Genomic DNA, 6,374 nt, shown 5'->3' on the forward strand with positions numbered 1-6,374 from the left:
AACGCCGGAGCCGCGCAGGCCTGTGCAGCTGCGTCGGCCACGGCCGCGGGCGTGTTATTGCGAATATGTCTTTGACATACGCCGGTTTCGACCTATATAATAATTCGCCCCTTTTTGGGTAAAGGATTGGCGCGCTCCCGGCACAGGCCGCAGGTGCAACAGTCCGCATGAGGCGATGTCGGCGCGGTTTGCCATAACGTGTCCGGCGCAACAGTTCAGGGATATTCTTACAATGGTTTTGCCATGATTGCCATGTCCGACCTTTTTCGCGTCAGCCTCCGTCAGGTTGTACGCCAGCGCGGCTTCGGGGTGATATTGTCCATCGCCCTGGGCATCACGGCCTTTATTGTTCTGGCCGTGCTCGGGCGCGAAATCCGCTACAAAGTCGGGCAAGATATGGTGCTTATGGGAGGGGTTAACGTCATCCGCGTGTATATGGATGACGCCCAGTATCCCGGCCAGCCCATGCGCGGGTTTTACCCCGAAACCGTGGAATCCCTGAGCCATCTGCCCGGGGTGTACATGGTGAGCCAGAATATCCGCGAAGGAAAAAGCTTTCCCTTGCGCGGCGCTGGCGAACGCACTCTCAACGTGGGCTTTATCGGCGTTGACCAGTATTTTTCAGACGTGTTTTCTCTGAATCTGGTTGCCGGGCGGCTCATGGATGCCGATGACGTGACCGGTCACAAGCGTGTTTGCATGCTTGGCCGCGAAGCCGCGCAGGACTTGTACGGAGACGCGCCCTCGGCTGTGGGCAAGCTGCTTTTTTTGCAGCAGGATGTTTTTGAAGTGGTGGGTGTGGTCAGCGGCGTTATGCTCGGCAGTTGGTCACAGGGCGGTTTTTTGCCCTATACCACCATGATCGACCGAAATTGGGCGGGCGACAAGGTGACGCGCCTTTTTGTGCGCGCCATCGGCTGGCAGGACGTGCCGCCGCTGGTCAAGAGAATTCCTGAGGTTGTGCGTGAATTCCAGTCCGCGCCCTACCTTGTGGTCCACACGCAGGATGACCAGCTGGCGCGTATTCAGGATACCTTTCTGTGGGTCGAAGTGCTGCTTTGGCTCGGCATCGCCGCGTCACTCATGCTCGGCGGCTTCGGCATCTGGTACGGCACGTTTGCCGCAGTGCGCGCCCGCACCCGCGAGGTGGGCCTGAAGAAAGCCATGGGCGGTTCCGATACGGACATTCTGGCCCAGTTTCTTGCCGAGGCTTTGTGCAAATCTGTGGCTGGCGGTGTTTTGGGTATTGCCGTGGGTATTGCGCTGGTGGAAGGCGGCTCTTGGTCGCTGGGTACGGGTATTTCGTATTCCCTGCTTTTGGCCAGCAGCCTGGGCAGCATTGTTTTTTCCGCAGTCATCGGCGTGGCCGGGGGCCTGTATCCGGCCATCCAGGCCAGTCGTATGGACGTGGTCACGGCTTTGCGCTTTGAGTAAAAATAGCTGGCGGCCCAGACCAGACCGCTCAGGCGGCGTCCCGGGCCGTTTATGGACAGGGTGATTCATGGCTCCTGTTATTGTCGCCAAAGATCTGTATAAGTGCTACGCTGGTTTTTCGCCGGTGTTGCGCGGCGTGAATATTGAGGTGGAGCCGGGCGAGATGGTTGCCATTATGGGACCGTCAGGTTGCGGCAAATCCACCATGCTGCATGTGCTCGGCATGCTGCATGCGCCCGATTCCGGCTTTCTGGAAATTCTCGGCAAAGATGTACTGCGCCTGGACAGAGAGCAGACCGCAGCCTTCAGGCGCGGAACCATGGGCTTTGTCATGCAGTCGAGCAATCTTTTTGACCACTCCACAGTGTTTGAAAACGTTGAATTTCCGCTTATTTATGAGCGCGTTCCCCCGCAGGAACGATGGGAAAGGGTTATCCGCGCTCTGGAACTGGTGCGTCTTTCGGCCAGGGTTCACTACCGCAGCAACCGCCTCTCCGGCGGCGAGCAGCAGCGCGCAGCCATTGCGCGCGCCATGGTGAACAACCCCCGCATACTGCTTGCCGACGAGCCTACGGGCGCTCTGGATGCCAAGACCAGCCGCCTTATCATGGATAATTTTCGCAATCTTTGCCATACGGGCGGCGTAGCCATGGTCATGGTGACCCACGACCCCAAGATGGCGGAGTTTTGCGACAGTGTGTATACGCTTGAAGACGGCATCTTGCATTGCCGCAAGCGTGAAGTGCCGCGTATTTCCTCTGAGGAGACCTACAATCTGCTGGCCGGTCCCAGACCGGTGGTGCGCGGCGCGCTGGTGGCGGAACGCTTTCCCGAGGCTTCCGGCCAGTGCCTTATGACCGAAGCGCACCACATGCACGCTTCAGGGCTGCTTTCGCGCATTTATGCTATCCGAGACAACGGCTTGCTGGGCAGTCCCGAGGGCTATGCCTTGCCGCTGGCTGTGCGCCGTATCGGCGCATGGCGCATGCTCGGCGCGTATCTGGACATGTTCCGGCATATGCGCGGAGCTTCAGCCAATCTCTGGGGGCTTTGGCGCGTTTTGCTGGGGCGGGGGCGCTGGGGCCGATGGCTGTGGGACCACCTGCGATCTTTCGGTTCCGGCGCGCTGCTGGCCCGCTGGGGCCTGGAAGAAAACATTGAAATTTTTTATGCCTCCGGTGCGCACGGTCCGGCCACTGCCGCATGGGTGGCTTCGCGCCTGCTGGGTGTACCGTATGCATTTGCCGTGCGTTCGCACGATCTTGCCGAGCCCGGCCTTAACTGGAAGGCAAAAGTCAACGATGCGGTTTTCGTGCGCTGCGATACCGAAGCCTCCCGTCAGGCCATGCGTGAGCTTTTGCCTGACGTTCCGGAGCACAAGTTCGTGGTGTTGCGTGACCCGCTTACGCTGACTCCCCCGGACGATGATGCCGACCAGGCTCCTTCCGGCAATGACGCCGTCGAGGGCCTGAATATCCTGGCTGTGGGCACGATCTGCCGTCGCAAAGGCTATGATGTTCTGTTGCGCGCCTGCGCTGTTCTGAAAAGCAAAGGCATTGACTTTACGCTCAGGATCGTGGGGCATGGGCCGGAGCGCCTGCGTCTGCGCTGGCTTGCCTGGCGTCTTGGCCTGCGCGGCAACGTGTATTTCGCTGGGCGGGTTCCGCACGAAAACATGCCGGACTTTTATGCCAAGGCCCATGTGTTCGTAGCTCCGGGTCGCAAAACGCGGCAAGGGGATATGGACGGTCTGCCCTCGGCGCTGGTGGAAGCGCTGGCCTTTGGTCTGGCTGTGGTTGTGAGCGATTTGCCGGGGCAGACGGAAGCCGTGACCGATGGCCGTAATGGGCGCGTTGTGGCGCAGAATAATGCGGACGCTCTGGCCGGAGTCCTTGAGGGCCTGGCTTTAGATCCTGCTGAGCGACGGCGTCTGGGCGATGCTGCGCGCCGTGACCTGCCTGCATTTCTGGATGAAGAGGGCGTTGAGGCCCGTATGAGTGCGTTTTTTAAAAAGGCGTGCCGCAAGCTGTGAGCCACATCCTGCGGGGCCGCATCCTGAAACGGAAGTGCCATGAATTTTGACAAGGTGCGTGTGCTGGTAGTGGGCGATGTGATGCTGGATCGCTATATTTCCGGCAACGTGGGGCGCATATCGCCCGAGGCCCCGGTTCCAGTGCTTGGCGTGGACAAGCGGTGGTTTGCGCCGGGCGGCGCGGCCAACGTGGCCCGAAATCTGGTACACCTTGGCGCACAGGCCACTCTTGTGGGGCTTTCCGGCATGGATGAGGCCGCCGATGACCTGCGCCGGAGCCTGGAGCAGGCCGGCATTCAGCACCGTCTGGTATCTTCCGGTTCGCGCAGCACCACGTGCAAAACCAGAGTGCTTGCGCAGGGGCAGCAATTGCTGCGGCTGGATGAAGAGCGCTGCATGCACCCGGACGACGATGAGCTTGAAGCCCTGCTTCAGGCTGTGCTTGCCGTGCTGCCCACTTGCCATGTCGTGATCCTTTCTGATTACGGCAAGGGCGTCTTGCTTGAAAACGGGCAGGGCGAAAGCCTGTGCCGCGCCATTATCGACGAGGCCCGCCGCCTGGGCGTCACCGTGCTGGTGGACCCCAAGGGAACGCAGTGGAGCCGCTATGCGGGCGCGCATTGCGTAACGCCCAACAGGCACGAATTTGATCTCGTCTGCGGCAGAAATCAGGGCGCGCCTCTGGACAGGGCCGCGAGGGCAGATCTGGCAGACCGCCTGCGGGAACGCTATGCCATTGAAAGAGTGCTGCTTACACGTGGGGCCAAGGGCATGACCATGTTCAGCCCGGATGCGCCGCCACGCTATATTCGCGCCGTAATGCGCGAAGTTGCGGATGTTTCCGGAGCGGGAGATACGGTCATTGCCACGCTGGGGGCCTGTATCGGCACCGGTCTGACCTGGGAAGAAAGTATGGACGCAGCCAATGCCGCGGCCGGTGTTGCCGTGGGCAAAATGGGAACGGCTCCTGTAAGCATTACCGAATTGCGCCAGGCCTTGCGCCAGGGCGCGGATAACCCCAAGCTTTATGCCTTGCCCGAACTTCTTGAAAAGGTGGAAGACTGGCGGCGCAAAAACGAAAGCATCGTCTTCACCAACGGATGTTTTGACCTGCTGCATCCGGGCCATATTTCTCTTATACGCCAGAGTGCTGCTCAAGGAACCCATCTTGTGGTGGGGCTTAATTCCGATGCCTCGGTGCGCCGTCTCAAGGGGCCAAGCCGTCCGGTGCAGAACGAACAGAGCCGCGCGCTGCTTTTGTCTGCCCTGCACGGGGTGGATGCCGTTGTGCTTTTTGACGAAGACACGCCACTGAACCTTGTTACCGCCCTGCGTCCTGATGTGCTGGTCAAAGGCAGTGACTATACGGTGGGAACCGTAGTGGGGGCGGATGTGGTGCTGGCTTCGGGTGGTCGCGTGTATCTGGCCGATCTTGTGCAGGGGTGCAGCACCACGGGTATTGTGCGCAAAATTGACGCCTCGGGCGGCGGCAGATCCTTGCGATGAGTGTACGTGCCATGCAGCGGATTCTTGTAGCCGATGTGGGCGGAACCAACTGCCGGATGGGCAGCTTCAGGCTGGAGGGAACGTCGCTTGCGCTGGAGCGTTCCGCGCGGATCAGCTCTGCCAACCTTGAAAGCGGGCAGGACCTGTTTCTCGCTCTGTCCCAAGGGCTGGATTTGCGGCCGGAAGAGGCCGGGGCCGTCGTCATCGGGCTGGCCGGTCCGGTAGACGGGCAAAAAGGAAGCCTCACCAATGGCCGTTTGCGGGTTGACCTTGCAGCGGTCCCCTCTTTGGCGGGAACCGGGCGTTGCCTGCTGCTCAATGACTTTATGCTCCAGGCGTATGCCATCTTGACCCCTCCCGGCGCTCAGGCTTCGTATGTGGCTGGCCCGGAACAAAAGAAGGGCGAGGACGCGATCTTCCCCGGCAAAGAACCTGCAGGCCGGGTAAAAAATACATGCGTCAGAAAAACCCATGCCGTTGTAGGTGCAGGAACGGGCCTTGGGGCCGCCAGTTTGCTGCTCACAGATCAGGGCGTACCACTGGCGGTTCCCAGTGAAGCCGGTCACGTTGCCTTTGCCTTTCTGGACAAAGAAGAACAGGATTACGGGCGGGCCTTGTGCAAAGGGCTGGGGCGAGCTTTTGCCAGTGCTGAAAATGTGCTTTGCGGCCGGGGGCTTTCCACATTGCACTATTATCTGACGGGCCAGATGCTGCATCCCTCGCAGGCGGGCGATAGCGCGCTTTCGCGCGATACGCCCACTTTGCGTTGGTACGCGCGCTTTCTGGGACGATTTTGCCAGGAATGGATTTTGTCGTCCCTGTGCCGTGAAGGATTGTGGATTGCCGGGGGCGTGGCGGCCGCAAACCCTCTTTGCGTGAGCTGCCCTTCGTTTTCAGAGGCTTTGTATGCTGGTGCCGGAGACGTGGTGTCACTGTTGCAAAGTGTGCCTGTGCGCCTTGTGACAGATACCGACAGCGGCCTCTGGGGGGGCGCGTATGCCGGTCTGGCGCTCTGTGGAATAGAGCTGGCCGACATTGAAAATGCGTAACACCTCGCACGAATATTCCGAAAAATCCGCGCCACGAAGCTGCGCAGCCTGGGTCCGGCTGGTCGGGTATTTTTCCTGCCGGGTTGGGACGAGGTGGGGTATAAAGCAACACCTTGCTGCCAGGCGGGATTGCTTCGGCCGTTACGACAAAGGAAGTTACGTACGAAGACAGCAGCGATGCTTCGGCCGTTACGCCGAAGGAGGTCGCATCGGAAACAGCAGCCTTGTTTAGAGCAATTTCACTTTGAAATTGCTCTGGCGGCTGCGTGAGCAGACGTTCGCTACGGAGGCGTAAGCGCAGTTTATCTGCGCGGTTAAACGCCGAAGTGAGCGTGCCTTAAACTTTGAGAATG

At 60.0% G+C, this 6,374-nt stretch carries 4 protein-coding genes; all 4 read left to right on the forward strand.

Annotation, left to right across the window (positions count from 1 at the left end):
• The first annotated feature begins 198 nt into the window (after nucleotides 1-198).
• Complete coding sequence (locus V6C16_RS06210) at nucleotides 199-1,434, forward strand: ABC transporter permease (protein ID WP_333536202.1); 1,236 nt, start codon at nucleotides 199-201, stop codon at nucleotides 1,432-1,434.
• Between the two features lie 67 nt (nucleotides 1,435-1,501).
• Nucleotides 1,502-3,466, forward strand: a complete 1,965-nt coding sequence (locus tag V6C16_RS06215) for a glycosyltransferase (protein ID WP_333542901.1) — start codon at nucleotides 1,502-1,504, stop codon at nucleotides 3,464-3,466.
• 39 nt (nucleotides 3,467-3,505) lie between these two features.
• Nucleotides 3,506-4,972 carry a D-glycero-beta-D-manno-heptose-7-phosphate kinase gene (rfaE1, locus tag V6C16_RS06220; RefSeq protein WP_333542902.1) on the forward strand — a complete coding sequence of 489 codons (1,467 nt, stop codon included), beginning with the start codon at nucleotides 3,506-3,508 and terminating at the stop codon, nucleotides 4,970-4,972.
• 11 nt (nucleotides 4,973-4,983) lie between these two features.
• Nucleotides 4,984-6,021, forward strand: coding sequence for a glucokinase (locus V6C16_RS06225; RefSeq protein ID WP_333542903.1), 1,038 nt, complete (start codon nucleotides 4,984-4,986; stop codon nucleotides 6,019-6,021).
• Nucleotides 6,022-6,374: the final 353 nt, after the last annotated feature.

It is taken from the genome of Desulfovibrio sp. 1188_IL3213 (genome assembly GCF_036763145.1).
In the GTDB taxonomy this organism is placed as follows: Bacteria; Desulfobacterota; Desulfovibrionia; order Desulfovibrionales; family Desulfovibrionaceae; genus Desulfovibrio.

Bases quoted from the DNA above. Each gene is read 5' to 3' on its own strand.
- V6C16_RS06225 (WP_333542903.1), top strand. From the start codon at position 4,984: ATGCAGCGGATTCTTGTAGCCGATGTGGGCGGAACCAACTGCCGGATG.
- rfaE1 (WP_333542902.1), top strand. From the start codon at position 3,506: ATGAATTTTGACAAGGTGCGTGTGCTGGTAGTGGGCGATGTGATGCTG.
- V6C16_RS06215 (WP_333542901.1), top strand. From the start codon at position 1,502: ATGGCTCCTGTTATTGTCGCCAAAGATCTGTATAAGTGCTACGCTGGT.